Annotated in this window: 21 protein-coding genes and 2 riboswitches; of the genes, 4 read left to right on the top strand and 17 right to left on the bottom strand. The window is 51.3% G+C overall.

The annotated features are described in order from the left end of the window. Window positions 1–7: 7 nt before the first annotated feature. From atzF to BBD42_RS08685, 11 genes are all read right to left on the bottom strand, one after another. On the bottom strand, window positions 8–1834 hold the full coding sequence (gene atzF / locus BBD42_RS08635; protein ID WP_099517818.1) for an allophanate hydrolase: 1827 nt from the start codon (window positions 1832–1834) through the stop codon (window positions 8–10). Then, on the bottom strand, window positions 1831–5523 hold the full coding sequence (uca, locus tag BBD42_RS08640) for an urea carboxylase (RefSeq protein ID WP_099517819.1): 3693 nt from the start codon (window positions 5521–5523) through the stop codon (window positions 1831–1833). Before uca ends, atzF begins: the two co-directional genes overlap by 4 nt. Window positions 5524–5545: 22 nt before the next feature. After that, window positions 5546–6196 (bottom strand): urea amidolyase associated protein UAAP2, encoded by a 651-nt coding sequence (locus tag BBD42_RS08645; protein ID WP_099517820.1) that lies wholly within the window; start codon window positions 6194–6196, stop codon window positions 5546–5548. Between the two features lie 2 nt (window positions 6197–6198). Then, window positions 6199–6924, bottom strand: a complete 726-nt coding sequence (locus BBD42_RS08650; protein ID WP_099517821.1) for an urea amidolyase associated protein UAAP1 — start codon at window positions 6922–6924, stop codon at window positions 6199–6201. A gap of 49 nt (window positions 6925–6973) precedes the next feature. Continuing rightward, window positions 6974–7122, bottom strand: a riboswitch (guanidine-I (ykkC/yxkD leader). Window positions 7123–7270: 148 nt separating this feature from the next. Next, window positions 7271–8062 carry a hypothetical protein gene (locus BBD42_RS08655; RefSeq protein ID WP_099517822.1) on the bottom strand — a complete coding sequence of 264 codons (792 nt, stop codon included), beginning with the start codon at window positions 8060–8062 and terminating at the stop codon, window positions 7271–7273. Window positions 8063–8303: 241 nt separating this feature from the next. After that, the gene (locus BBD42_RS08660) at window positions 8304–8504 is read right to left on the bottom strand and encodes a type II toxin-antitoxin system antitoxin (RefSeq protein WP_099517823.1); all 201 of its coding nucleotides are present in this window, start codon (window positions 8502–8504) and stop codon (window positions 8304–8306) included. Between the two features lie 13 nt (window positions 8505–8517). Next, a complete protein-coding gene (locus BBD42_RS08665; RefSeq protein WP_056034850.1) occupies window positions 8518–9390 on the bottom strand; it encodes an SPFH domain-containing protein in 873 nt (290 codons plus the stop codon). Window positions 9391–9965: 575 nt separating this feature from the next. Further along, the gene (locus BBD42_RS08670; protein ID WP_348272596.1) at window positions 9966–10772 is read right to left on the bottom strand and encodes an ABC transporter permease; all 807 of its coding nucleotides are present in this window, start codon (window positions 10770–10772) and stop codon (window positions 9966–9968) included. Beyond that, complete coding sequence (locus BBD42_RS08675; RefSeq protein ID WP_099517824.1) at window positions 10772–11788, bottom strand: ABC transporter substrate-binding protein; 1017 nt, start codon at window positions 11786–11788, stop codon at window positions 10772–10774. The genes BBD42_RS08670 and BBD42_RS08675 overlap by 1 nt, the downstream gene beginning before the upstream one ends. 182 nt (window positions 11789–11970) lie before the next feature. After that, window positions 11971–12119: riboswitch (guanidine-I (ykkC/yxkD leader) on the bottom strand. A gap of 146 nt (window positions 12120–12265) precedes the next feature. Then, on the bottom strand, window positions 12266–13441 hold the full coding sequence (locus BBD42_RS08680) for an asparaginase (RefSeq protein WP_099517825.1): 1176 nt from the start codon (window positions 13439–13441) through the stop codon (window positions 12266–12268). 295 nt (window positions 13442–13736) lie between these two features. Further along, window positions 13737–14912: an asparaginase gene (locus tag BBD42_RS08685; protein ID WP_099517826.1), complete on the bottom strand. Its 1176-nt coding sequence runs from the start codon at window positions 14910–14912 to the stop codon at window positions 13737–13739. 187 nt (window positions 14913–15099) lie between these two features. Here BBD42_RS08685 and BBD42_RS08690 point away from each other — a divergent pair, with 187 nt between their 5' ends. The 3 genes from BBD42_RS08690 (at window position 15100) to BBD42_RS08700 (ending at window position 18749) form a co-directional block, all read left to right on the top strand. Continuing rightward, on the top strand, window positions 15100–15675 hold the full coding sequence (locus tag BBD42_RS08690; RefSeq protein WP_099517827.1) for a TetR/AcrR family transcriptional regulator: 576 nt from the start codon (window positions 15100–15102) through the stop codon (window positions 15673–15675). Between the two features lie 94 nt (window positions 15676–15769). After that, window positions 15770–17614 carry an alpha/beta fold hydrolase gene (locus tag BBD42_RS08695; RefSeq protein WP_099517828.1) on the top strand — a complete coding sequence of 615 codons (1845 nt, stop codon included), beginning with the start codon at window positions 15770–15772 and terminating at the stop codon, window positions 17612–17614. A 97-nt stretch (window positions 17615–17711) separates the two neighbouring features. Beyond that, on the top strand, window positions 17712–18749 hold the full coding sequence (locus BBD42_RS08700; protein WP_099517829.1) for an iron chelate uptake ABC transporter family permease subunit: 1038 nt from the start codon (window positions 17712–17714) through the stop codon (window positions 18747–18749). A gap of 145 nt (window positions 18750–18894) precedes the next feature. Here BBD42_RS08700 and urtE read toward each other — a convergent pair whose 3' ends face one another. The 6 genes from urtE to BBD42_RS08730 form a co-directional block, all read right to left on the bottom strand. After that, the gene (gene urtE / locus BBD42_RS08705; RefSeq protein WP_099517830.1) at window positions 18895–19608 is read right to left on the bottom strand and encodes an urea ABC transporter ATP-binding subunit UrtE; all 714 of its coding nucleotides are present in this window, start codon (window positions 19606–19608) and stop codon (window positions 18895–18897) included. Continuing rightward, the gene (gene urtD / locus BBD42_RS08710) at window positions 19586–20365 is read right to left on the bottom strand and encodes an urea ABC transporter ATP-binding protein UrtD (RefSeq protein ID WP_099517831.1); all 780 of its coding nucleotides are present in this window, start codon (window positions 20363–20365) and stop codon (window positions 19586–19588) included. The genes urtE and urtD overlap by 23 nt, the downstream gene beginning before the upstream one ends. Continuing rightward, window positions 20334–21419, bottom strand: coding sequence for an urea ABC transporter permease subunit UrtC (urtC, locus tag BBD42_RS08715; RefSeq protein ID WP_099517832.1), 1086 nt, complete (start codon window positions 21417–21419; stop codon window positions 20334–20336). Before urtC ends, urtD begins: the two co-directional genes overlap by 32 nt. A 24-nt stretch (window positions 21420–21443) precedes the next feature. Then, a complete protein-coding gene (gene urtB, locus BBD42_RS08720; RefSeq protein ID WP_099517833.1) occupies window positions 21444–22349 on the bottom strand; it encodes an urea ABC transporter permease subunit UrtB in 906 nt (301 codons plus the stop codon). A gap of 108 nt (window positions 22350–22457) precedes the next feature. Further along, the gene (gene urtA, locus BBD42_RS08725) at window positions 22458–23720 is read right to left on the bottom strand and encodes an urea ABC transporter substrate-binding protein (protein ID WP_056034886.1); all 1263 of its coding nucleotides are present in this window, start codon (window positions 23718–23720) and stop codon (window positions 22458–22460) included. A 487-nt stretch (window positions 23721–24207) separates the two neighbouring features. Beyond that, on the bottom strand, window positions 24208–25608 hold the full coding sequence (locus BBD42_RS08730; protein ID WP_099517834.1) for an MATE family efflux transporter: 1401 nt from the start codon (window positions 25606–25608) through the stop codon (window positions 24208–24210). Between the two features lie 158 nt (window positions 25609–25766). On the opposite strand from BBD42_RS08730, the gene BBD42_RS08735 reads away from it, so the two are divergent. Next, window positions 25767–26651 carry an AraC family transcriptional regulator gene (locus BBD42_RS08735; RefSeq protein ID WP_099517835.1) on the top strand — a complete coding sequence of 295 codons (885 nt, stop codon included), beginning with the start codon at window positions 25767–25769 and terminating at the stop codon, window positions 26649–26651. Window positions 26652–26765: the final 114 nt, after the last annotated feature.

Below are 26765 nucleotides of genomic sequence, written 5' to 3' on the forward strand. Positions count from 1 at the left end.
GGTTTATTTACATTATACTTGTAGCCTGCTCATATTTTCGCCAGCCGCCATAAGCCGAAATTCGCTCCGCCCCTTCAAGAGCATAGCCTTCACAAATAAAGCCCGGCACCTCTTCTCCATGCTCCAGCTCCACTTTTCCTATGCCCAGTGGCGCCGGTATTAGAGCAGCAAACTCGCCGAAACGCGCTAGCGGCATTCGCCAAATCTCCAGCGCGACCGATACGCCACCTCGATCCAGCTTAATCATGCCAGGCTTTGCCGGCGTCGTAGGAAGCTTGATCAGCTCATATTTAGCCGCCGTGCTCGCTTCCCTGACAAAACTCGCTCCGAAAGCGTGCATTTGCCGCTCTAATGCGAATCCGCGCATATGGAGACCGCATACAGCGACTAACGTCGTCTGATCGGCGTCATTGGTTTCGGATAACACTTCTGCAACTGCTCCATTTTGGCTGCACTCCGCCCAGCCCGATTGCCCAGACTCCATTGTCTGGTTGGCATACAGCCTTCCCAAGCCTTCAAGCAGATGCTCTTGATCCGCTAATGCGAACAGCGTTATGCCAAAAGGCAATCGCTCCGCTGCATCGCCCGAAGGAAGCGCCACTGCACTTAGATCAAGCAAATTGCAGTGGTTCGTATAAGCGCCCATTGCCGTATTCGTCTGTATAGGCTGCTCGCGCACCTGCTCACGCGTCCACGTTCCGCCTGAGGTAGGCATAACCAGCACCGCATCATCGAGCAGACTCTTTGCCGCCAGCTTGAAGGCTTGCAAGCGATGCATGGAAGCAAATACGGAAGCTGCCGTATGACGCTCGGCAGCTCCCGAACGAAGCACCTGCTCCGTTGCTGGCACCGTAGCCCCCGGGCGGCTTTCGATAAACTCGCCCAGATCAGCCCAGCGTTCTGCCACCCAAGGACCTTCATATAGCTCAGCTGCCGCTTCCGCGAACAAGCTGCAATCCACATTTTCAATGGCAATCCCCAGCAATTGCAGCTGTTGCACGGAGGCATCCCACGCCTGAGCGTAATCTTCCGCAAACGGTCCAAAAAAAGCCGGACGCTCTAGCGGCAAATACAGCTTGGACGGCAGGCCGCGAGCAGAGCGCGCAACCTCCCTTGACCATGGGTCAGCGGGATCAAGGCCGCGAGCGGAGCTGTCGACGGCGAGCGCATCATCTATACTGTGGGCGAACACTGTCACACAGTCCAGGCTGGCGCAGGCGGGCACGACACCCTTGGTCGGCCACGCGCCAAGGGTCGGCTTATAGCCGACAAGCCCATTCAGCGCGGCCGGCACGCGGCCGGAGCCGGCGGTGTCTGTGCCAAGCGAGAACACCGCTTGGCCGCGGGCAACAGCGACAGCCGAGCCGGAGCTGGAGCCGCCGCTGATCAGCTCGGGGCGCAAAGCATTGTGCGCCTCGCCGTAAGGGCTTCTCATGCCGACCAAGCCGGTGGCGAATTGGTCGAGGTTGGTTTTGCCCAGCGGGATGGCTCCCGCCCGAACTAAACGCTCCACTACAGTTGCGTTTTCTTCTGGAGTATAGGCAAATTCCGCACAAGCTGCCGTCGTTGGCAAGCCGGCAACGTCGATATTGTCCTTGATCGCGAAGGGGATACCCCAGAGCGGCGTTTTTGCTGGATCAAGCAGCGCGAGCCGCTCCAAATAAGGGCGCAGCCGCGCAAGCGCAGGCGGTGTAATCCAGATGTTCATTGCGGCATCCCGCTCGGAACGGCGGATGATTTCTTCAATAACCGCCTCAGGCGCCAGCTGCTTGGCGGCATATTTTTCACGCAGCCACTGCATGGTAATCACTTCAGGAAAAGTAACAGCCGTCATACGAGCGACACCTCTTTCTGGATTTGCATAATGCCAGCAACAAGCTGGCCGGTATGAACCTCATCACCAGGCTTGACATAGATCGAAGCAACAACCCCGTCACAGGATGCCTGCTGGGAAAACTCCATTTTCATGCTTTCGACAATGATAAGCGTATCGCCCTTTTTCACCTGATCACCTGGACCTACGAGCACTTTCCAGACGCTTCCCGGCATATTGCAGCGAATGGCCTCCGCTCCCGCAGGAAGCTCCTCTTCTTCGCCTTGAGCCGCACCATCCTGCTCAGACACATATTCCGCAAGCCCAAGCGCCTTCCAGCTCTCGCGCTCTGCCTTGAACGCCGCCTGCTGGGTGTCGCGGAACGACGCCGCATCCTTTTCAATAGAAGCAAGAAACAGCAAATAGTCATTCAGTTTAAAGGCCGTCTCCGTAATTTCGACATCAAAGCGACCACGCGGGAAGTCCTCGCGCATCTTCAGCAGCTCATCCGCAGCAACGGGATAAAACTGAATTTGGTCAAAAAACCGCAGCAGCCACGGCTTGCCCGCCGTGAAGCTCTTCGTCGCCTGCAGCTTATTCCACATTTGAATCGTGCGCCCAACAAATTGATAGCCGCCCGGCCCTTCCATGCCATAGACGCACATGTAGGCTCCGCCAATTCCAACTGCATTTTCAGGCGTCCACGTCCGCGCCGGATTATATTTGGTCGTCACCAGACGATGCCGCGGATCAATGGGCGTAGCAACTGGCGCACCCAAGTACACATCTCCCAAACCTAGCACCAGATAACTGGCATCGAAAACAATTTGCCGCACAGCCTGCCTATCCTCCAAGCCATTGATCCGGCGAATGAACTCTATATTGCTCGGGCACCACGGAGCATCCGGACGCACCGTTTGCTGATAGCGGTCTATCGCCAGCTGTGTGGACGGATCGTCCCATGACAGCGGAAGCCGCACAATTCGCGATGGAACTTCAATGGTCTCAAGCGGCGGCAGCAGGCTATCCAGCTCCAGCAAGCGGCGGCAAGCATCGCGGGCCGTAATGCGAGTGCGATCGATATGCACCTGCAGCGAGCGAATGCCCGGCGTAAGATCAAGCACCGGAAGCGAAGCATCCGCCCGTATGGCCTCCATCAGCACATGCACCTGAAAACGGAGCAAAATGTCCAGCTTCAGCTCGCCATATTCCACGAGCAAATTCTCATCCCCGCTGCACCGAATAGCGATGGGAAAACGCCGCCCCGCCTCCTCGCTGACGAGCAGCGGATAGGACGGCGAAAGCAGCTTCCCCCTAGGCTCAGGGAGCTTCAGCTCTTGAAGTGGCGCCATGTCGCCTTCGCCAAGCGCCAACAGATTAGCTTCCTGTGCTTCGCGCAGCACATCAGCCTCTTCAAGCGTCAATAGCTGAAAATAGACCTTGTCGCCGGGATGCAGCTGCCCCAGCTTCCAAAATTCGGCCGAAGCCGTCGTAACCGGACATACAAAACCGCCGAGGCTCGGGCCATCCGGCCCCAGCAGAATCGGCATATCGCCGGTCAAATCAAGCGTTCCCACAGCATAGGCATTGTCGTGAATATTAGAAGGATGCAGACCAGCCTCCCCGCCATCCTCTCTAGTCCAAAGCGGTGCCGGGCCAATTAAACGCACGCCTGTGCGGGAGCTGTTAAAGTGAACCTCCCACTGCGTTTCGGTTAACTGCTGCAAATATTCCGGCCGCAAAAATTCCTCTGTACAATGCGGTCCCGGTATCACGCCGATTGTCCACTGCCCTGTAATGGCCGGACGGTACGCAGGAGCAAGCTCCTTCGCTAACGGTGCGGATAAAAAGTCTCGCGACAGCTCCGAATGTTGATCAGAGTCATGCGATAGCATGCCGCCAGCGCCGTGAACTCTCAGCACATCCCCAGCCCGCAGTGCCCGGCCGCCATGACCGCCAAAGCCGCCCAACGTAAACGTTGCAGCACTACCCAGAATAAGCGGCATATCCAGTCCGCCTGCAATTTGCAAATACGTCCGAAGCCCCGCCGCCGCCTCGCCGAAGCTGAGTACCTGTCCCGCTTTTGCTAGAATAGGCGCATACAGAGGAACAAGCTCGCCATCCAGCTTCGCTTGCATATCAGCGCCCGTCAGGCAAAACCGCATAGCAGCGCGGAATCGATAAGAACCGCCGCGCAATGTCAGCTCCAGGCCCGCTGCCTGATCCGAATTGCCGAGCAGCTTGTTGCCGAGACGGAAGGAGTAAGGGTCCATCGGTCCGCACGGCGGCACACCGACATCCCAATGCCCGACTCTTCCGGGCCAATCCTGCACCGTCGTCTGCACGCCGCCATCCAATACCTCAATGGCTTGCTCCACTGGCGCAAAGCCCTCCAGCATCCGCGTATAAACAAGCCCCTCCTTGCAAGCTGCATCCTCAAGCAGCGCCTGCACATATTGCAAATTCGTCGTCAGGCCGTACATCCGCGTCTGGGCCAGCGCCTCGCCCAATTTGCGCAAAGCATCGTCGCGATCCGTGCCGTGCACAATAATTTTCGCTAGCATCGGGTCATACAGCGTCGTAATGGTCATGCCGTCTCTCACCCATGTTTCATTGCGCGCCTGCTCTGAAAATCTCGCTTGATCCAGCTGCCCTGCACTTGGACGGAAGCCCTGCAAGCAATCCTCAGCATAGATGCGGGCCTGAATGCTATGCCCCTGCGGCTTCCCCACCAGTGATTGCAGATCACGCAGATCGCCCGCCGCTTCCCGCACCATCCATTCCACCAGATCGAGGCCAAGCACCTCTTCCGTAACACCATGCTCTACCTGCAGCCGCGTGTTCACTTCCAGAAAATAAAAAGCGGCCGTTTCCGGGTCATATAAATATTCCACCGTCCCCGCACTGCGGTAGCCCACTTCGGCAGCGAGCCTCGTTGCCGACTCCATCATGGCCTCGCGGACACTATCTGGCAAATGGGGCGCCGGACTTTCCTCCAGCACCTTCTGATTGCGCCGCTGCACGGAGCAATCCCGCTCACCGAGCGCAACAACCTCGCCATAGCTGTTGCCGAAAATCTGCACCTCGACATGGCGCGCCTTGGCGATGTATTTTTCCAAAAACATGCCGCCGTTCTTGAAATTCGTCTCCGCCAGATGACGAACCCCCTCATAAGCAGCAAGCAACGCCTGCTCATCGCCACATACCCGCATGCCGATACCGCCGCCGCCTGCCGTGCTTTTCAAAATAACCGGATATCCGATTTGCTCCGCACGCAGCGCCGCTTCTTCCACGCTGTCAATCAGTTCGGTTCCCGGCAGCATCGGAACACCCGCCCTTGACGCCAGCTCACGGGCTGAGTGCTTCAGCCCAAACTGCTCCATTTGCTCCGGGGTAGGGCCGATGAATACGATACCGCGCTCGGCGCAAGCACGGGCAAACTCTGCATTTTCACTCAAAAATCCATAGCCCGGATGAATCGCCTCCGCACCTGTTGCGATCGCCGTCTGAAGAATGAGCTCTGCATTCAAGTAGCTCTCTTTGGCGGGACCATCCCCAATCCATATCGCTTCGTCGGCATTATCGACATGTCTGCTGTCTTGATCAGCCTGCGTATAGACAGCCACAGATTGAATGCCCAGCTTGCGCAGCGTGCGCTCGATTCTTACGGCAATTGCGCCGCGATTAGCAATCAGTACCTTTGTAAACATAGCGACCTCTCCCCGCATTTATTTATTCATTCCAGATCAGCACCTGTACAGGTGTTGGGTTATAGGCATTGCAAGGATTGTTCAGCTGCGGACAGTTGCTGATGAGCACCGTTGTCCTGCCGTGCGATTGCATCTCTACGTAATAGCCAGGCGCGGATACGCCGTCCGCAAACTGCAAGCCTCCTTCAGCGGTCACCGGCACATTCATGAAAAAATTCACGTTCGGCGCCAAATCGCGCTTTGTATAATCCGCCTCCCGCTTCGACAGCTGGAGCATGAACGTATCGCGGCAGTTGTGCATATGCAGCTTTTCATGGGCATATCTCACCGTGTTGCTCTGGGCAGAGCAGGAGCCGCCAATCGTATCGTGGCGTCCGCATGTATCGGCAATGATTGTCACAAGCGGCTTGCCTGATTCCGCCCGCAGCACCGACCCCGCCGTTAAATACACATTCGCCTGCCCCGCAATCGTCGCGATGGCACTATAGTGATCTTCCGGCTGATCAGCGTCGTAAAAAAGCGTATCCGCCGCCTGATTGCCTTCCAGATCGACAATTCTGAGCACTTGGCCAGGCAGCAGATCATGCATCCAGCCATCGCCTGCCAAAATCGTTTTACTATAAACAGCCTCCGCTACCTTACGCGGGCTTTCTATTAGATTAAATGCGGCCATTATTATTCGCCTCCTCGCAAAGCGTCGTATTCCCACGTATTTTCAAACGCACGGCGATTTTCCGCACGATAGTTCACACAGTAATCATGCTCCCGATCTACCGCTTCCGCAGCCAATACTTCAATCAGCACAGGAACCGATGGATAATCCCTTCTTGCATCGAGCGGGTTAGGCGTATTCGATAACACTAGCAGCACATCCATTTCCGTCCTAAGCGTTACAGCGCTGCCCGCCTGGCAATGATGCTCCGCATAATGCATATCACCCTGCTCGTCGCAGCTGATTTTGGAAAACCAATTGACGACCGGCATTAAATCTCTGACACCCATGCCGCTTCGCACGAGCTCCACCGCCAAATTTTCCTGCCCGCTTCGCAGCCAAGCGTTTCGAAGCTCCTGATAAGTCGTCGCGCCATAGCGCTCATCCGTCAGCTTGCGGCTTGTGTAGCCGCCAAGCGGATCATGCCAGCCCAGCTCATCTTCTACAATGCTGGCCATTGCGCGTCCATTGTCGCTCATCAACACATTCCCTTTGGTCAGATGTGAGGTATGCTGCGCCTTAAGGGTATCGGGCATATTGTAGCGTTCATTCAGATCTGCGGCACTGAACAGCATGGCAGACACATTAGCCCCACCTTCAAGGGCAGTCAAACGAATGAGCTTCCCCCGTCCAATAACGCCTGACCACTTGCCTCCAGCTTCAATTGTCTTGCTCCACCCTTTACTCATTTCCACTCCGCCTCCCCGTGAATATAAATAAAAAAAGCCTGGGAGATTGATCTCCCAGGCTTTTATCCTTCCGTGTTATACAGCGATTCGCGCCGCAGCGCTTATATTCGACTGTATGCCGTCTCTCGGACCAGGCTTAGCTTTCATCAGATGAGGCACTCCCCATATGCAGCTAACGGAACCCTAGACAGCGGTTTGTTTCCAGTTTATTTAGCAACGGAAACCTATATTCAATTGTCATATAACCTAACATTAAATAGATTATATGACTGTTGAATATCATTTGTCAACGATTATGTTAGATAATATAACATTTAATGCATCGCTATATAATCACATCAGCCCTCTACGGCATTGAGTATGCGTCTAATCGCTCCTCCTGGTTTAGCAAAATAGTCATCTTCTTGATTTTTCGCTCACTTGAAGCGAACCAATTTCGAACTTCTTCAAACCCCGCTTGAGATGATTGCAGATCAGCCGAAGCCATCCAAAATTGATCATTATCTACCCATTCGTAGTCAGGAATCGGCCAAGTTGGCGTGAACATATACACTTTAGCCAGCTCCGCCCTCTCATAAGGAATGACCTTCATCCGCACCAAATCAACAGCAAACAAAACATGCCGAACAACCTGCCCGCCTTCATTGTAGCCAAATCGCAATAACAGCCTATTTTTCTCCGGTGAAAGCTTATAATCTTGAAAAATGCCATCCGCCAAGCCAACGCTCACAAGCCCGGAATTGCTTTCCTTCACCAAAATAGTCGAGCATTGCTTATTGGCACAATTGTACTTCAGCAAAATAAAACGTTCTTGATCCGCGATATCGAGCGTTTCCACTTGAGTTCGTTCGACTTCTTTTTCAATATCAGCAACATCAGCTTGCAAGCCCAAGTATTCCTTATAGAGCGGGATATCGCCAATAGCCAATTCCACCTTCTCGCCGTTAGCCCCTTCGACCACGAGCATCTCAGGCCCAACCTTCTTCACTTCCAAGCGAACCGAATCAGCCGCATCAGCACCAGCAGGAGCCTCCTTATGATTAGCCTTCAAGAAATAAACAGCCGCTGCTCCCGAGACAAATACAAATGCCATCACAATTACAAGCACCAGAGATGACCTCTGCCGCTTTTTGTTCATTTTCATCCCCCCATCCGTCATACCACTAACCCTCACGCCTGCAACATACGTACTACTAGCTTTACAGTTAACGACGCTTCCTTCTATAAAAAAGTTACAAGGCAGCCGCGCTCGTTCAATGACCACTGACCCGTTGAACCACCCACCTCAAACAAAACCAAACAGCAGCTTATCGTCCTTAGACGGCAGCTGCTGCTTGGTTTTGCTCTTTCCTATAATTAGGCTCTCTATCTGCTTCTCTCTATTCCTTAGGCTCACCAGCATTTTCCGGAGGCTCGGCAGGTTTTGGCTTGGGTAGCCTGCCAGAGCGGCTGAGCGCCTCGCGCAGCAGAAACTCAATATGCCCATTAACGCTGCGAAATTCCTCATTAGCCCATTGCTCCAGAGCGCGGTGAATGTCAGGATTCAGTCGGAGCGGAAAAGCTTTCTTTTCTTTTCCCATTATCGACAGCTCCTTACGTGTACAAAGACCCGGTATTAATGACCGGAGTAGCAGAACGATCCGATACGATCGCCACCATCAGATTGTTGACCATCGCCGCACGCCGCTCCACGTCCAGCTCAATTCCACTATCCTCCAATTGCTTCAACGCCGCGTCCACCATGCCAACTGCGCCTTCAACGATTTTCTGGCGAGCCGCCACAATCGCTGTCGCCTGCTGCCTTTGCAGCATAGCGCTAGCAATTTCCGGCGCATAGGCCAGATGCGTCAGCCGCGTCTCAATCACTTCAACTCCCGCAACAGCAAGCCTGCTTTGCAGCTCCTTGAGCAGCTCTTCAGCCACTTCCTCCGAATTGCCTCTGAGCGACATCGCATTCTCATCCGTATGCGTATCATACGGGTGCTGCGCCGCCGTGTGGCGAACAGCCGTCTCGCTTTGGATTTCTACAAAACGCTCATAATTGTCGACATCGAAGCTGGCACGGGATGTATCCGTTACTTTAAATACAACAACCGCCCCAATTTCAATCGGATTTCCATCAGCATCATTGACTTTCAGCGTATGGCTGTTAAAGTTGCGCACTTTAAGCGACACCTTCTGCTTGTTCGTCAGCGGAAGCGTCATCCACAGCCCCGCATTTCTTACCGTACCGATATATTTTCCGAAAAAGGTGATGACCTTCGCTTCATTCGGCTGCACAATCGTCAGCGAGGAAGCCGCGATAATAAAAACAAGAATCAGCAGAGCACCTGCAATTATCAAAAGAAAGTCCGGCTGCGAGTCCGATGCGCCAAACACAATAAGAATGACTCCCCCAACAAGTGACAATATGCCAATGAGCAATGCTAAAAATCCATTCACATGCCAAGCTTTGTACTCCTTCATCTGTCAGAACACCCCTTAGTATTAATTTGATATATTTATGATATCACTTTTTACATTTATATGCAAACCAGCGCACACAGCTAAAGCCGTCCTCTGGCGGCAAAGCAGTCGTTTCGCGAAGAAATATAGAGAAAAGACGGAAAAATCATATACTTTCCTATAATTAAAAAAAGGCCCGCAATCCTAAGGGAACTCTCCCCATTAGACTGCGGGCCTTGCATAGCAGGCACTGCTATTCTTTTTTTCAACCAGAATTTGGACGCAAACGTGAACGTGATCTTGATTGTAAGCGCAAGCACGCCAGATCCCTATAACTTCCGATCCCGATCCCGCTCCAACGCTTCGCGTTCATCATTTCAGAAGTTCATGCCCTTCACCAAGGTAGACTTGGCGGTCACAATAGCAGCTATTTCAACAAAATCAAGGGTTAAGGACAGACAACGGACTCAGGAGCAGCTAATACACTCCCCCAGCCCCATTTTGACAGGATAATATAGGCGATAACGGATTCCCTGTCCGCTTACGGCCCGAAATCAGATCAAAAGCCAAAATAGCGGAACCTCCGTCCTCGAACGCTATACCCAAGGAAATAATCTGCGGTTCAAAAAGGCAAAAATGCGGTCGCTAATCAAGCCCAGCAATCCGATGACGAAAATGCCAACAAAAATTTCCTCCGTATTCAAAAATCGCTGTGCCTTCATAATCGCATACCCCAGCCCGCTGTTGACCGCAACCAACTCCGCCACAACCAGATACGTCCACGCCCAGCCGAGAATAAGCCGCATCGTATGCATAAGCTGCGGTTGGATTGCTGGTATCAGCACCGTTTCAATCGCCTTCCAACGACCTGCTCCAAGCGTAAAGGAGGCTTGCAGCAAATCTTGCGACACCCTGCGCGTATTGTCAGCTACCATCAGCACCAGCTGGAAGAAGCAGCCGATGAAAATAAGCAGCACCTTGGCCCATTCCCCAATCCCTGCCCATACCATAATAAGCGGAATGAAAGCGACCGCCGGCATATAGCGAATAAATTCCATCGGCGGCTCCACCAGCGCTTCGCCGAACTTGAACGTTCCAGCCAATATCCCAATGGGAATGCCTAATACACACGCCAACAGGAAACCCGACATCACGCGGAATAAGCTAACGCCAATATGGTTCCAATAATCAGAGCTGCCGAGCAGCTCTATAAAGGCAGCGAGAACGACATGCGGCTTCGGCAAAAATACAGGATTCACAGCCTCCGTATAGCTGAGCAGCGACCACAGCAGCAGAAGGAGCAGAAAAGAGCAGCTAGCGGTAATCGCAAACGCCCGGGACCCAATATCTTTAAAAATCTGTATCCGATGCGGCTTCCGCCGCCGAACTGCTTTCATCGCCATCACTTCCCTGCTGTTGTATTTTTGATGAATTGCGCGTCGAACAACCCGCTCACGTCATCAATGTCACCGACCATATCAAGTCCGCGCAAGAAATCCGCCGTCTGCCCCGCCGTATATTCAAGCGAGGTATATTCATCACGCTTCTCGAAGGCATGGAGATTATCCGCTTGCGAGAACAGCTTGATGCCGTCAAATCCAAGCTTGAGATCCTCCGGGGTCGTCTCCGCCTTAGCCGCGAGCAGCTTCAGCACCTCTTCCTGATTGGCTTCATAATACGCAAGCGCATCGAACCAAGCATCCACCACCTTCTGCACTTCAGCGGAACGCTTCTGCACGACCTCTTCACGGAACACAAGCAGATCCGGAATAAGCCCCGGCGTATCCTTAGAGGAGAACAACACCTTGCCCTTGCCTTCTTTCACCGCAATTGTCTGGAACGGCTCCCATAGAACAGAAGCATCAGACTTTCCGGAAATAAAAGCAGGGCCCGCATCATTCACCGTCATATTGACGTAGTTCACATCTTCTTCCTTCATGCCATTTTGCGCCAAGGCAGTCAGCAGCAGCAAATGATCGACAGTTCCAAGCTCCGTCGCAACCGTTTTTCCCTTTAAATCCTCAATCGACTGAATTTCCGGTTTGCTGACAATAGCATCGCCGCCAAAAGAATTGTCATTTACCAAAACCGCTTTAAGCGGAATTCCTTTTGAAAAAGGAGCAAGCGTATCGCTCAGCGTCTGGCTGTTCGCATCGACTCTCCCCGTTGCCAAAGCTTGAAGCGAGTCGCTGTATACCGGGAAAAACTCCAGCTTGACGTTAACGCCATGCTTTTCAAAAAAACCTTTTTCCTCTGCTACATACCACATATACCAGCCCGGCCACGGGCTTAGGGCAATCGTGATCGGCTCCCCCGCCCCTCCTTCCTCCGCTTTGCCACCTGAATTGCTGCAACCCGACACAACAAACACCGACACGACAAGCAACCCTAAGAGCCAAACCTTCCACGACTGTCTCATTGTCCCACCCCTTGTTTTTATAGCTCCAGCCCTTGAATAACGGGAGATTGAGCCAAGTGTAAACAGCTGTCGCTGTCCTCTGGCAGCAAAGCTGCCGTTTCGAGGGCGAAATATAAAAATGTATAAGTATGTAACTCATACTTTTTTATATTTCTAAAAAAACAAAAGCCCGGGAGATTGTGATCTCCCAGGCTTTTATCCTTCCGTGTTATACAGCGGTTGCCGTCATCTCTCAATGGATGCACACTCGCCGTACGCCGTCTCTTGGACCAGGCTTGATAAGGCGCAAGCGCGCTTGCGACCTGTCAACGGAACCCTAGACAGCTTGTCGTTCCCGATGTGTACAGCCAGCATAGGAACCATATTTTCTTTTTGTTAGAATACCTTACATTTATCTGTATTATAGTAGGCCATCCAACATTCTGTCAATACTCATGTCATGTTAATTTACGTTGTTTTCATCTAAAATGCTTTGTATTATGCAGCAGCTTTCACCGTAGTATTTTCCGGCACTTCCAGCGCTCCGTAAGTAGTGAACCATTTTTGCATAGTTGGGAAATCGCTTGTGTAAGTCAGAGTCAGCATAAGCAGAATACGAGCGTGAGACGCATTCAAATTATCCCCTGCCAAAATCCCATCGCTGCCGCCGTAAATGTTGCCCGATCCGGTTCTTGTCGTTGTTACAAAAACAACGCCCTTCTCAATCGCCTTCGTACGCTCTTCTCTCATTGCAGCGGAAATGCCGCCAGCTCCTGTACCCGCTGTTACAATCCCTTTTGCCCCGCCGTCTACGAAGCCTTTAATCGCCTCGCCGCCAGCTCCTTGATACGAATAAGCAATTTCAACCTTCGAGAAGCCGGCCTTCGGCAGCTTGGACAGATCAAACGGCGTCACCCACTCTGCATCGGTTTTCAGCGCTCTTGTCGGCACGCGGTAAATTTGAATAATTGATTCATCAATGTAGCCCAGCGGGCCAAATCCTGGCGACTCGAATGTATCAAGACGCAGCGCGTTTGTTTTCGTCACTTCGCGCACAGCATGAATCTCATCATTCAGCATGAGCACGGTGCCGAATTTCTTCGTCTTGCCGCTTGCTGCCAGCTTGATCGCATTAAACAAGTTCGCCGGAGCATCGCTTCCGATTACTGTCCATGGACGCATAGAGCCTGTAATAACAACCGGCTTCGAGCTGCGAACCGTAAGATCGAGGAAATAACCGATCTCCTCCATCGTATCTGTACCCGTCGTAACGACTACACCGTCATATTTCTTCAACGCTGCATCCACTGTCATCGACAGGCTTGCCAAGTCGTCCATCAGATAAGCCGATGAGCCTTTGTTGCCAAATTGCACAGTCTCAACGTCCGCCATCTTATCCAGATTCGGCAGGCTCTTCACCATATCTTTAATTAAAAGCGTACCCGCACGGTACGTTTGAAAGCTTGTCTCATCCGTTGATTGTCCAGCAATCGTGCCGCCTGTACCAATAACCAGAATGTTAGGGAGCTTCGATTTCTGGAAGGAAGCAGGCACCTCAGGGAAAGCAATTGCCTGGATAGCAGCCTCAGCGGCTCCTACAGGAGAAATAAATGTTACGAGTGCGATAATGGCAGAAAGCGAAAAAACAGTCATCCTTTTAATAGACAGCATCATCTTGGTTCCCTCCACTTAACTATAATATAATCTCTATTGCGTTATATTATCTCACACAATTAAATCAAACAAGTGACTTTATACCTAGTTATGTAAGAATAGCTGACATTAATTTAATAATGGTGTGAAGTCTTCCGCTAAACAATCCAACCGCAAGATCGCCTTGTCCCGCCCCTTATATTTCTAAAAAAAACAAAAGCCCGGGAGATTGTGATCTCCCAGGCTTTCATCCTTCCGTGTTATACAGCGGTTGCCGCCAGCTCTCAATGGATGCACGCTTACCGTACGCCGTCTCTTATGCAGCAGCTTTCACCGTAGTATTTTCCGGCACTTCCAGCGCTCCGTAAGTAGCGAACCATTTTTGCATAGTCGGGAAATCGCTTGTGTAAGTCAGAGTCAGCATAAGCAGAATACGAGCGTGAGCCGCATTCAAATTATCCCCTGCCAAAATCCCATCGCTGCCGCCGTAAATATTGCCCGATCCGGTTCTTGTCGTTGTTACAAAAACAACGCCCTTCTCAATCGCCTTCGTACGCTCTTCTCTCATTGCAGCGGAAATACCGCCAGCTCCTGTACCCGCTGTAACAATCCCTTTTGCCCCGCCGTCTACGAAGCCTTTAATCGCCTCGCCGCCAGCTCCTTGATACGAATAAGCAATTTCAACCTTCGAGAAGCCGGCCTTCGGCAGCTTGGACAGATCAAACGGCGTCACCCACTCTGCATCGGTTTTCAGCGCTCTTGTCGGCACGCGGTAAATTTGAATAATTGATTCATCAATGTAGCCCAGCGGGCCAAATCCTGGCGATTCAAATGTGTCGAGACGCATTGCATTTGCTTTCGTCACTTCGCGCACAGCATGAATCTCATCATTCAGCATGAGCACGGTGCCGAATTTCTCCGTCTTGCCGCTTGCTGCCAGCTTGATCGCATTAAACAGGTTCGCTGGAGCATCGCTTCCGATTACTGTCCATGGACGCATAGAGCCTGTAATGACAACCGGCTTCGAGCTGCGAACTGTAAGATCGAGGAAATAACCGATTTCCTCCATCGTATCTGTACCTGTCGTAACGACTACACCGTCATATTTCTTCAACGCTGCATCCACTGTCATCGACAGGCTTGCCAAGTCATCCATCAGATAAGCCGATGAGTCTTTGTTGCCAAACTGCACAGTCTCAACGTCTGCCATCTTATCCAGATTCGGCAGGCTTTTCACCATGTCTTTAATTAACAGCGTACCCGCACGGTACGTTTGAAAGCTTGTCTCATCCGTTGATTGTCCAGCAATCGTGCCGCCTGTACCAATAACCAGAATGTTAGGGAGCTTCGATTTTTGAAAGGAAGCAGGCACCTCAGGGAAAGCAATTGCCTGAATAGCAGCCTCAGCGGCCCCTGCTGGAGAAATGAATGTTACGAGTGCAACAATGGCAGAAAGCGAAAAAACAGTCATCCTTTTAATAGATAGCATCATATCGAATCCCTCCAGTTAACTATAACGCAGTCATTATTGTATTATACTACCTCATATGTATATATTTAACAAGATATTTTATAAGAGTAACTAGCATTCATTTTATGATAATGTCATAGGTTCTATTGAAGCAGCCTGTACCTGTGCAAGCATTGACAAAATAATTTTAGTGCTATACAGTACTAATATGAAAACAAAACAATCCAACCGCGAGATCGCCTTGTATACGGCCCAACAGTTATTTTTGAGCAAAGGTTATTTGGTTACGAGCATGGATGACATCGTTGCCGCCAGCAAAGTGTCCAAAACGAATATCTATTATTATTTCAAAAGCAAAGAAGAGCTGCTATCCGCCATTATTGAACGGATGATCAGCCAATATGAAAGCTTATTCCAGCACATTGGCAGGCAGACTGACGTCCCTGTACTTACGCGTCTGGATAAATTAGTCCAGCTTTTGACCGAGCAGGATGCACGCTGCCTTGGCGGCTGCCCATTTCTGACCCTCTATACGCAGGCGCCGCTGGAGAACGGACCATTCCGCGAGCAGTTTCGCCGTTTTTTCCAAAGCCAGCTTTCCTTTATTGAGCAATTGCTGCATGAAGGCATAGCGCGCCAAGAGCTCAAGTCCGACCTGCCAGTCGAACCAACCGCCGCGCTCATGCTGTCTACGATTGAGGGAGCGTTATTTTTGCAGCATGCCAGCCAGAATCCAAATACCGTTCAACATGCGTTTCATGCTTTAGCAGCCTTGCTAAAGTAATTTTTTTGAACATTTTAGTACTGTATAGTACTATTTCTTGGGAAGATGATTCCCTTTTAACTAATAAAATGATTGAAACAGAAGGAGCAAGCATATGGCACATTTATTCGTTACGGGCGGTACAGGATTTATTGGACAACGATTGATACAGACCCTTGCACAAACCAAACAGCACATAACCGTTCTCGTTCGTTCTTTAAACAGATATGAGCAGCTTTTGGACAAGCTGAACCTTCAGCATAACGAGTACATCAAACCGGTATGCGGTGATTTGACGCGGCCTTTGTTGGGTTTGAATGAAGAGGATTTGGCGCGAGTGAAAACGGCAGAAGTCATTATTCATGCGGGAGGCCCTATGGATATCAGGCTGAGCGACGAGCAGGCAAAGCAGGTGTTTTTACAAGCCTCGCAGCATATGGCAGATATAGCCTCACTTATTCATGCGGAGACGACGCTGCGCCATTTTATCCATTTGGTCGGCTTTAAAAGCCCCTTCCGCAATGAGGATCTATCGCAAAAAGAGCAGGCTATTGCGTCTCTCAACCATGAGCCGCCATACGAACAGGCCAAGTTCCTCGCCGACCTGCACATGCGGGAGCAAAGCGCAAAGCAAGGCTACCCCCTGTCCGTCGTTCACCCCGGCGTCGTCATTGGCGATTCCGCAACAGGAGAGACGGAGCAGCTCGGCGGTCTGGGCCTGTTAGTTGATGCTGCACGCCGAAAGTTGATGGCGCTTGTGCCGGGAGGCGAGAAATATTGGCTGCCCCTGTTCCATCTTGATCACGCCGCAGCCTTTATCGCCGCGCTTGCCCAAGAAAAGCATCCCATCAGCCAAACGTATTATTTGCTGCAAGCAAAGGAAGACAGCCCTAATATGAAGCAGCTTATTACAACGATGGCAGAGGAGCTTCGCGTAGCAAAACCCATTGGTTCTCTGCCGCTTGGCTTCCTATCCAAGGCGCTTGGAAGCCCGCTGGGCAGCAAGCTAGGCATTCCCCAAGAATCGCTGGGCTTTGTCGTAGACGATTCTTATTCGCTCGATTCAGCCCGACATATCCAACAAAAATATGCGCTGGACTACAGGGTAACGCCGTCCGCTCTGCGCCATACGATCACTGACCTCGATTTTCGCCTCTCGCATTCAGTGACAGCACATAAAGGCTACAGGCAGAGCAAGTTAGGCAATATGACTGCACTGCACAATAACAATAACAATAACAATAACAGCGGAAATCCGATTATTTTCATACCTGGCACCTTTAGCGGAGCGGATTGCCTAATTCCTCTGGCTAATCATTTTCAGAATGCCCATGTATGGCTCCCCGATCTCCCCGGGTTGGGCAGAAGCCCTTATCATCATAAGTCCCAGGTAATGGACGGCCATGTGGAGAGCTTTATAGAAGCCATCGAAGCAATGGATACTCCCGTCACCTTAATCGGGCATTCTTACGGAGCGCTCCTTGCTGCCAAAATCATGGAGCGTCTGCCGGATCGAGTTGAAGCGCTCGGACTGCTGCAGCCCGTCTTCCATCCGGCACCGTCCATGTATAAACAGCGCTGGCTTACAGAAATGGCGCTCTCGCGCATGAGTGAGGCTGCGCTAGTGAAGTCGCTGATCAAGCAAAGCTGCTTCGAATCAGAGGCACAAATTCCAGCTGAATATATCCGCTATGTGCAGGAAGAGCTGCGCTCCCCGCGAGTAAGAAAGACGCTTGCCGGGCTGCTGCGCGAGCTGACCCTTCCGCAAAGCTTTCAGCTTTCGCCAAGCCAGTGGGACGAGAAGAAGGTTTTTATTTTATGGGGAGAGCAGGAGCGGAACTATGAGCTGCCTGATCGCTACCGCCATTTGCAGATGGAACTCCTTCCTTATGGGCATCATTTCCCGATCTCCCATCCGGAGCAGACCGCCCAGTTGCTGCAGCAAAGGTTCGGATATTAAGCAGCCCTACCAAGGTAATGAACAGTCTGGGTGTAATTCCCCCTCTATATTTCCGATATAAAGGAAAATAGATTTTTTTAGGAAGGACTACTGATTCATGACCACACGTACAAAAACGAATCCTTTATTTGTAACTGCCTTGTTTATTTTAGGGCCTATTTTGGTAATTGCTTGTTTTGCCTGGTTTTTGAATACAGGCTTTATCGGTGTAGGCCTCAGCGATTTTGCCAAAGCTCTCATACACAAAGAATGGGATTCAAAAGCATTTATGATAATGAGCGAATTTCGGCTTCCAAGCGCAGTAGCCCTGACCTTGGCAGGGGCCGGCCTCGCCGCCTCGGCAGCTATTCTGCAAGGGCTCATGCGCAATCGCTTGGCTGCGCCTACGGCTTTTGGGTTGACCGAAATGTCGAGTCTTGTCCTATTTTTAGCTTGGCCGTTTATTTGGAGTGAAGAAAATCCTTCTTCTATACCCATTCTCTCAGCCGCACTCTGTATCGCCGGCTGTCTGGCAGGATGCATGATAATGTATGTATTCGTACGCCTCCTTAAAATCCCATTATCCTCCATGCAGCTTATATTTGCTGGAGCTTTTCTTGGGACAGCCGCCCATTTCACTATATTGCTTGTTCGTCTTTACGCCAATGACCGTTACGATCTCAGCGCAGCTTTGACAGCAGTAAGCGGCGTATACATGACAGGGAAAGGCTCTTATGCCTTAGCTTCCCTCATTATTGCCGCCTTGGTCGCTGCTGTAGGGTTATCCTTCTTTATTTCTAAGCATTTTTATGGAGTGAGGCCAGCCGGAGCTGTTGTATATGGCTTATCCGCCGCAGTCGTTATTTTTATGACGGGCCTTTCTGTTTGGCTGGTTGGCCCAGTAGCCTGCATAGGCTTAATAGCATCTGCTTTGCTCAGAAAATGGTGCGGCAATGATTACCGCATCATTATTCCAGGCTCGGCCATCATTGGAGCGATTGCATTACTACTCATAAGCATTTTAAGCAAATCCGTATCGCCCCTTGGAGATATCCCGATTGCCCACACAAGCAATGCCATTGCGATTCCATTATTTATCATTATATTATGGAGGCATTATCGCAAGGCGGAGACACAGGACATAGACAGGGTATAGTACGGCATTCTTCATAAAATACAAAATAGGCTTACCTCTCTAAAAATCAGCTTGCGCCTTTAGAGAAGTAGGCCTTTCTTTTTTTCGCTTATTATCTGCTTTGAGGCGGGGATGCCAGAACCGGGGCAAGGGATGAATCGGGGCATTAAACTGTCAAATACTTCTTGATTACGTCGTCGCTCAGCTGCGCGAGTGTTCCTTCCCATGCGATAGCGCCCTTTTCTAATATATAAAAATAATCGCCCACGCTTTTTACAAAGTCGAGGCTTTGTTCAATGAGCAAAATCGCCGTCTGGCCGTCCGCCTTAATGGAACGAATGACCTCGCGGATATCATCCACAATGGAGGGCTGAATCCCCTCGCAAGGCTCATCGAGCAGCAGCAGCGACGGCTGCGAAGCGAGCGCTCTGGCGAAAGCGAGCTGCTGCTGCTGCCCGCCGCTGAGATCACCGCCGCGCCGCGCATACATTTCCGGCAGCACCGGAAATTTCGCAATGGCATCGGGCGGGATCATATTCGCCTGTCCGCGCCCCCGCCTCTCCCGCGGTGCAGCCTCCAAGCCGATGAGAATATTTTCGTATACGGTGAGCTGTCCGAAAATCTCTCTGCCCTGTGGCACATATCCCATGCCTCTCTTCGCCCTTCTGCCCGGTGCACGCTTCGTCAGATCAACGCCGTTATAAGCTACTGTTCCATGTCGTGCTTTCAGCAGCCCCATAATGCTTTTCATTAACGTCGTTTTTCCGACGCCGTTACGCCCGAGCAGGCACACAACCTCGCCAGCCTCCACCTTTAACGATACATCGCGCAAAATAATGCTTTCTCCATAACCCGCCTCAAGCTGTTGAACGGCTAACATCCGCATCCCGCCTTTTTCCCAAGTACACCTCCGCAACCCGGACATCCCGCTGCACATCCTCCATCGTGCCTTCCTTGAGCAGCTTGCCCTCGTGCATAACAGTCACCTTGCTTGCAAAGCTGCGCACAAATTCCATATCATGCTCAACGACAACGATGGAGCGTTCACGCGCAATTTCCTGAAGCAGCTCCCCCGTCTTATCCGTCTCCTTATCGGTCATACCGGCCACCGGCTCGTCGAGCAGCAAAATATCCGGCTCCTGCAGCAGCATCATGCCGATTTCCAGCCACTGCTTCTCGCCATGCGACAGCCCGCCAGCACGGCTATCTTCTTGATCTGCCAGCCCGATCATCTCCAGCTGCCGCTTCATCCGTTTCTGCTCCTCCGCCTGAAGCCTCGCAAACAGAGTAGCGAACACCCCGCGCCGCTGGCGCAGCGCGATCTCCAGATTTTCCAGCACCGTCATAGAGGGGAAAATAGATGGGGCCTGAAATTTGCGGCCGATGCCCAGTTCCGCAATTTGATGCTCTTTTTTTCGCGTAATGTCGATATCGCCATTAAATGTGACCTGCCCCTTTGATGGCCGCACCTTGCCGCAGATCACATCGAGCATCGTCGTTTTGCCCGCGCCGTTCGGGCCGATCAGGAAGCGCAGCTCTCCTTTTGCCAAGGTAAGACTCATGCCCTGGATGGCTTTAAAACCGTCAAACTCTACCGTCACATCATTACACTGCAGGATACTCAATGGTTGGCTCATTTTTCGTCACCCTCCGCTTTTTGCCGAGCTTGATTTTGCCAAGCAGTCCCGTTAAGCCATTCGGCAGGAATACAACAACGATGACAAACATCGCACCGAGAAAATAAGTCCAGCCTTCGGGGTAAGAGGTGCTGAATTCGCTTTTTGCCCAATTGAGCAATACAGCGCCCAGCGCCGCCCCAATTAAGGTGCCGCGCCCGCCAATGGCTACCCACAGCACCATTTCAATAGAGGGCACAATGCCCATCATGGAAGGCGAAATAATGCCAACATGGAGCACAAACAGCATGCCCGCAATACCCGCAAATGCGGCAGATAAAGTGAAAATAGCCATTTGGTACATCGCAGGATTATAACCGATGAAGCGCACGCGGTTTTCCCCATCGCGAATGGCGCGAAGCACCTTGCCGAAGCGGCTGCCGACAACGTAGCGGCAAGCTACAAAAACAGCGATCAGCACCAGCACCGTAACAAAATATAAAACCCGCTTCGTATCCGGGGAGGCGAGCGAAGCGCCCAATATTTTGCCAAATCCCGTCACGCCATTCGTTCCGCCCGTAAAAGCCTGCTGCCCGACGAGCAGCGTCGTCGTAATAATAACCAACGCCTGCGTCAAAATCGTGAAATAAACGCCACGAATTCGATTGCGGAAAGTGAAAAAGCCGAGAAATAGCGCGAGGAGCGCGGGCATTATTATGCCCATCGCTACCGCAAAGCCAAAGCTGCTGAACGGCTGCCAGAACAGCGGCAGCTCCTTAAGCCCGCTCCAGCCCATAAAATCCGGCAGCTTCCCGACGCTTGCCTCCAGCTTCAAGTACATCGCCATCGCATACGCGCCAATTCCAAAAAAGATGCCATGCCCGAGGCTGAGAATGCCTGTATAACCCCAAATCAAGTCCAGTCCTAACGCCACAATAGCAAAAGCAAGAAATTTTGCGAGCAGATTGAGGCGAAAGTCACTTAAAAACATCGGCGCCGAGAACAACGCCGCGGCCGCAGCCGCATAACCTGCCAAAATCCACAAACGCTGGGGTGATAACCTTCGCTGTTCCATTTTCACCCGTCACCCCTTTCCCTGTTAATCAAGCGAGCGTGTACGCATTGCCACAAATCCGGAAGGACGCCATTGCAGGAACGCCACTATGCATAGGAACACCAGTACCTTGCCGAGTGAAGCATTCGTCCAATATTCAAACATCGTATTAAACACGCCGATCCCGAATGCGCCAAGCACCGTACCAACCAGCTTGCCGACACCGCCAAGCACGACGACCATGAACGCATCAACAATATAATAGGTGCCCAGAGAAGGGCCAATTGGCCCCATCAGCGTTAAGGCACAGCCCGCAACTCCTGCGATACCCGAGCCAATCGCAAAGGTCATTGCATCTACGCGGCGGGTCGATACGCCAAGGCACGCCGCCATATCGCGATTTTGCATAACGGCACGCATGCGCCGCCCCTCAAGGCTGCGGTAAATATAGAAGTACATGGCGATCAGACAGGCCGCGACCAAGCCGACAATGAACAGCCTTTTGTAAGGAAGCACGACATCGTTCAATATGCGCATGCCGCCATTCAGCCATGAAGGGCTGGTCACCGCCACATTGGGAGCGCCAAATATGGATCGTGCAAGCTGCTGAAGCACAAGGCCAACGCCCCAGGTTGCCAGCAAGCTGTCAAGCGGCCTGCCATACAGATGGCGAATCAGGCTGACTTCCAGCAAAAGGCCAAACAAGAATGCAATCAGGAAGCTCGCCGGAATCGATAAAACAAAATACCAGTTGAACCAGGAGCCCGGCATATAGGCGTGAAACAGGTTTTGCGTCAAATAGGTGGAATAAGCGCCAATCATAATCAGCTCGCCATGGGCCATATTAATGACCTTCATTAAGCCGAACGTAATGGCCAGCCCCAGTGCGATAAGCAGCAAAATCGAGCTAACACTAATGCCATTGAACAGCTGCAAAATAAATACGTCCATTCCGCTCTTCACCTCCTGCGATGGCTTGCGCCATCGCCATTATCCTGCTGCTGTTATAGGCATTTCACGCCCACGGGGCGTTCCGGAAGCATGAGCCGAGCCTACATTCTACTCAGATGGCTGTATGCTTGCAGCCCATTCATAGCTTTTCAGATAGGGGTCTGGCTTCACTGCTTCACCGGAATTCCACAGCTCTTTAAACTGTCCGTCTGCTTGAACCTCGCCGATCCTTACAGTTTTGTAAATATGCTGCGTCTCGCCGTCAATGCGCACCTTGCCTTCTGGCGCATCCCACTCCAGCTCCTTCGCAGCTTCCTTTACTTTGGCAACATCAGTAGAACCCGCCTTCTCTACGGCTGCTTTCCATAAGTACACTGCCGTGTATCCAGCTTCAATCGGGTCAGCCGTCACTCGATCCTCGCCAAATTTCTTCTTATAATTCGCTACAAAAGCCGTATTGGCTGGGGTATCCGTCGTCTGATAATAGTTCCACGCCGCCAAATGCCCTTCCAGCACATCTACGCCAATGCCGCGGATCTCCTCCTCCGCTACCGATACTGACAATGTCGTCAAATCCTTGGCGGAAATGCCTGCATCCTTCAGCTGCTTGAAGAAAGCAACGTTGCTGTCACCGTTCAGCGTGTTAAATACGATGTCCGGCTTTGCTTCTTTGATTTTGCTAATAATGGTGCTGTAATCCGTATGTCCTAGCGGCGTGTATTCCTCACCAACCAGTTCTCCGCCCTTAGCCTTGAGCTGTTCTTTAATAATTAGATTAGCCGTGCGTGGAAATACATAATCTGATCCGAGCAAATACATTTTTTTGCCGCGATTTTCGAGCAGCCAGTCAACAGCTGGCACAATCTGCTGGTTCGTCGTCGCTCCCGTGTAGAAAATGTTCGGCGATGCCTCCAACCCCTCATATTGCACCGGATACCAGAGCAGGCCATTCAATTCTTCAAATACCGGCTTCATCGCCTTGCGGCTTGAGGAGGTCCAACCCCCGAACACCGTCGCCACCTTATCTTCGGAAATCAGCTTGCGCGCTTTCTCGGCAAAGGTCGGCCAATCCGATGCTCCATCTTCAACGACCGGAATAATTTGCTGGCCCAGCACGCCGCCTGCTGCATTAATTTCTTCAATGGCCATCAGCTCTGCATCTCTTACGGACACTTCACTAATCGCCATCGTACCGCTGAGCGAGTGCAAAATCCCTACTTTAATGCCTTCTGCCGCCGCAGTTCCGCTACTTCCCCCCGCGGTTTCCGAAGGTGTGGTTGAGGCTGTCTCTTTGTTTCCCCCGCATGCCGACACTACAAGGCTAATAAGCAATAAGATCATTCCCGCTTGAATTACATTTCTGTTTTTCATTTCTCCACTCCCCTAAGTTAAGCATTATTTGTATAAGAGCTATCTAAAAACCGAACGTTAAGAGAAATTATGTATGAATCGTTCGTTCAGAGGCAACGTTCGCAGGTTCATTATAGATTGGCAATTTATCTCATGTCAATATATCTAACACAACTTTTTCTTATTCTATTCCATTCGACAAAAAACTTGTTTTTATGACATAATTATTCAGTAAAAAGATGATTCCAGCGCCTCATTTGCACAGTTCATCACTCTCCCTTTATATTTAGGTTATTTTATCTAACATTAAATTAGACTTCCAGCCTGCTTTTACGTAGCGCTATGCCTCTTGATCATTCGCTGCTCTTGTTCTCAAGCACAAAAAAAGCAGCTATGCGCCGCTTAGCGCATAGCTGCTCTATCTTTTGTCTATTGATACGACTTCCTTTTGTTGCGTCTGCCTTTATCATCGCTTAATCTTGAACGGCACTTCAAAGCTCTGAACCCGTCATGACTTAGCAAGCGCACCCGAACCCGCTGCTAAACCTTGTGCAGCCTTATGCTCCAGTTCATGCTGCCGCTCAGCTTTGAGCAGAAATTTCCTACCCCGCCAGCGCAGCAGAGCAAGTGTGCCCCGAATGTACTCATCCAAAATCATGCAGGCATAAATGCCGAGCAGACCCCAGCCCATCTCGATGCCGACCCAGTAGGCCAGCCCCGTTGCAATGAGCCACATGGAGATTAGCGAGCTCCACATCGTAAACCTTGTGTCACCGACTGCGTTTAGCGCATTCCCCATCGCCATATTGACCATTTTGCCTGGCTGCAAGATTAAGTTAAGTCCTAGCAGCGAGACGCCCAGCGCTATGATTTCATGATTTTGCGTAAATAAACCGAGCAGCTGCTTGCCGAATAAGAAAATAAGCGTGGCATTGACCGTAACGATGGCAAGCCCGATCCACATGGCGCGATACGCTATGCCATAAGCTTCTTTAATTTTTCCCGCTCCATACAAATGGGCAATTTGAATTTGCACAGCCAAAGCAATGGAATAGCCCAGCATAAAGCAAAACGATTCCAGTGTATTTAAATACGTTCGGGCTGCCAGCTCATTCGTGCCGAGCATCGCCAAAAAAGTATAAATAAGCAGCTGTGTAAACACCCAGCAGGACATATTGACGCCAAGCGGCCAACCAATTCGCAGCACATCGCCAAACAGCTTGCGGCTGAATTTTGCAAGATCGCGAATCCGGATCGTACGTTCAAAGGCATGCATGAACATAACAAACAGCACCGTGACGGCGAGCAAACGACAGATGACCGTCGATATCGCTACCCCTTTCAGCCCCCATTCCGGGAAGCCGAAGGCGCCAAAAATAAAGGCATAGTTGAGAACCACATGTACAATGTTCATGCCAATAGCTGTATACATCGGTCCCTTTGTATTGCCGGTGTTGCGAATCGCCGTACTAAGCGCCGCCATCAAGGAAATGAGCATCATGCCCCCGCCTACGATGGAAATATAAGTTTCAGCAAGCGGCATTAAATGCTCTGGCAGCTTGAGCAGCGAAGCAATTTGCCCCGGCATCGTATACAGTACGATGCTCAGCCCAACCCCAATTATGCCGCTCACACTGACCGCCATTATCGCAATCGTCCGTGCTTCCTCGCTTTTGCGAGAGCCCAGCTTTTGGGCAATGAGAATGCCGGCTCCGCTCGCCACTGTAATAAACAGCGTCGTGAGCGCCTGAAACAGCTGATTGGAGAAGCCGACAACGGCAACCGCCTGATCGGAAATCCGGCTTACCATCAGCGTATCTGCCGCACCTAGCAAAAATTGTAAAAATAGTTCAATAAAAATCGGCCATGCCAGCAGCCACAGCGAAAATTTTTTATTCGTTACTGCCATTTTCCTATCTCCCTCTGGAGCCAGCCTTGCTCGCTCTACCGTTGCTCTTGTATCATTCGTCATTTCAAATTATAGATGCTATACTGAGCATGATGTATCATTTTCAAAACCGAAACTATTAAAATACAAACTTCAAAGCAAGGAGGAAGCACGGCCACATGACGATGATTCATTTGACGATTCCCCCGCTTCCCCATTACATTATAGGCGGCCTCTCCATCGCCCCGGCAGGACGCAGACACCCGAGCAGAAGAAATATTGGCGTGTTCGATCTGCTAGTCGTGACGAAAGGCTGCCTTTATATCGGTGAAGAGGAGCGGGAATATGAGGTGCAAGCTGGTCATGCGCTCATATTGCGACCGGATGCTTACCATTATGCGACGCTGGCATGCCAAGAAACTACGGCTTACTACTGGATTCATTTCCAGACAACTGGAGCATGGAGCATTTCAGAAAGGCTCGCTGATCAGCAGGCTGGCGGCGGCAGCCTTGAGCGTATACAAAACAATAATTATTACACGATGCCAACCTTTACAAAACAACTCCCGCAATTTGCGAAGCTGCTCCAGCCTTCCCGCATGGACAGCCTGCTGCGGCAGCTTGTGCAGTTGAATACGAATGACCATATTCCCGGCGTCAAGTGGAAGCAGCAGCTCGCTTTCCAGGAAATTATGGGGCAGCTTTCCGCCTCCTTGGAGGTAACTGGGCCTTCTCCCTCCGCGCAGTGCGCTGAGCAAGCCGCCTCGTATTTGCGCGAGCACTACCGTGATCATATAACCGCACAGGAGCTAAGCGAGGCCGTTAACTTTCATTCTGTTTACATTGCGAGATGCATGCAAAAAGAGTTCGGCTGCGCGCCCTTCGATTATTTAATGCGCTTCCGCTTGGAGCAGGCCAAGCTGCTTCTGCTTCAAACGGACCTTGCAGTCGCCCGCATTGCCGAGGAGGTCGGCTTCAATCAGCCTGCCTATTTCACCTCCTGCTTCTCGCGTTATGAGGGGCTCTCGCCGCGCCAATACCGCCAGCGCTTCTCGCATGGCTGAACGACGCGTGCGCCAAGCAGGCACAGCAAAAATCCCCATGCCGCCAGCTCATTAGCTGGACATGGGGATTTTTGCGTATCCTATAAGCTTATCGCATGCATGCGCGATAGGCGT

Origin of the sequence: Paenibacillus sp. BIHB 4019 (assembly GCF_002741035.1) — a bacterium.
Lineage (GTDB): Bacteria > Bacillota > Bacilli > Paenibacillales > Paenibacillaceae > Pristimantibacillus.

Bases quoted from the DNA above. Each gene is read 5' to 3' on its own strand.
- atzF (WP_099517818.1), bottom strand. From the start codon at position 1,834: ATGACGGCTGTTACTTTTCCTGAAGTGATTACCATGCAGTGGCTGCGT.
- uca (WP_099517819.1), bottom strand. From the start codon at position 5,523: ATGTTTACAAAGGTACTGATTGCTAATCGCGGCGCAATTGCCGTAAGA.
- BBD42_RS08645 (WP_099517820.1), bottom strand. From the start codon at position 6,196: ATGGCCGCATTTAATCTAATAGAAAGCCCGCGTAAGGTAGCGGAGGCT.
- BBD42_RS08650 (WP_099517821.1), bottom strand. From the start codon at position 6,924: ATGAGTAAAGGGTGGAGCAAGACAATTGAAGCTGGAGGCAAGTGGTCA.
- BBD42_RS08655 (WP_099517822.1), bottom strand. From the start codon at position 8,062: ATGAACAAAAAGCGGCAGAGGTCATCTCTGGTGCTTGTAATTGTGATG.
- BBD42_RS08660 (WP_099517823.1), bottom strand. From the start codon at position 8,504: ATGGGAAAAGAAAAGAAAGCTTTTCCGCTCCGACTGAATCCTGACATT.
- BBD42_RS08665 (WP_056034850.1), bottom strand. From the start codon at position 9,390: ATGAAGGAGTACAAAGCTTGGCATGTGAATGGATTTTTAGCATTGCTC.
- BBD42_RS08670 (WP_348272596.1), bottom strand. From the start codon at position 10,772: ATGGCGATGAAAGCAGTTCGGCGGCGGAAGCCGCATCGGATACAGATT.
- BBD42_RS08675 (WP_099517824.1), bottom strand. From the start codon at position 11,788: ATGAGACAGTCGTGGAAGGTTTGGCTCTTAGGGTTGCTTGTCGTGTCG.
- BBD42_RS08680 (WP_099517825.1), bottom strand. From the start codon at position 13,441: ATGATGCTGTCTATTAAAAGGATGACTGTTTTTTCGCTTTCTGCCATT.
- BBD42_RS08685 (WP_099517826.1), bottom strand. From the start codon at position 14,912: ATGATGCTATCTATTAAAAGGATGACTGTTTTTTCGCTTTCTGCCATT.
- BBD42_RS08690 (WP_099517827.1), top strand. From the start codon at position 15,100: ATGAAAACAAAACAATCCAACCGCGAGATCGCCTTGTATACGGCCCAA.
- BBD42_RS08695 (WP_099517828.1), top strand. From the start codon at position 15,770: ATGGCACATTTATTCGTTACGGGCGGTACAGGATTTATTGGACAACGA.
- BBD42_RS08700 (WP_099517829.1), top strand. From the start codon at position 17,712: ATGACCACACGTACAAAAACGAATCCTTTATTTGTAACTGCCTTGTTT.
- urtE (WP_099517830.1), bottom strand. From the start codon at position 19,608: ATGTTAGCCGTTCAACAGCTTGAGGCGGGTTATGGAGAAAGCATTATT.
- urtD (WP_099517831.1), bottom strand. From the start codon at position 20,365: ATGAGCCAACCATTGAGTATCCTGCAGTGTAATGATGTGACGGTAGAG.
- urtC (WP_099517832.1), bottom strand. From the start codon at position 21,419: ATGGAACAGCGAAGGTTATCACCCCAGCGTTTGTGGATTTTGGCAGGT.
- urtB (WP_099517833.1), bottom strand. From the start codon at position 22,349: ATGGACGTATTTATTTTGCAGCTGTTCAATGGCATTAGTGTTAGCTCG.
- urtA (WP_056034886.1), bottom strand. From the start codon at position 23,720: ATGAAAAACAGAAATGTAATTCAAGCGGGAATGATCTTATTGCTTATT.
- BBD42_RS08730 (WP_099517834.1), bottom strand. From the start codon at position 25,608: ATGGCAGTAACGAATAAAAAATTTTCGCTGTGGCTGCTGGCATGGCCG.
- BBD42_RS08735 (WP_099517835.1), top strand. From the start codon at position 25,767: ATGACGATGATTCATTTGACGATTCCCCCGCTTCCCCATTACATTATA.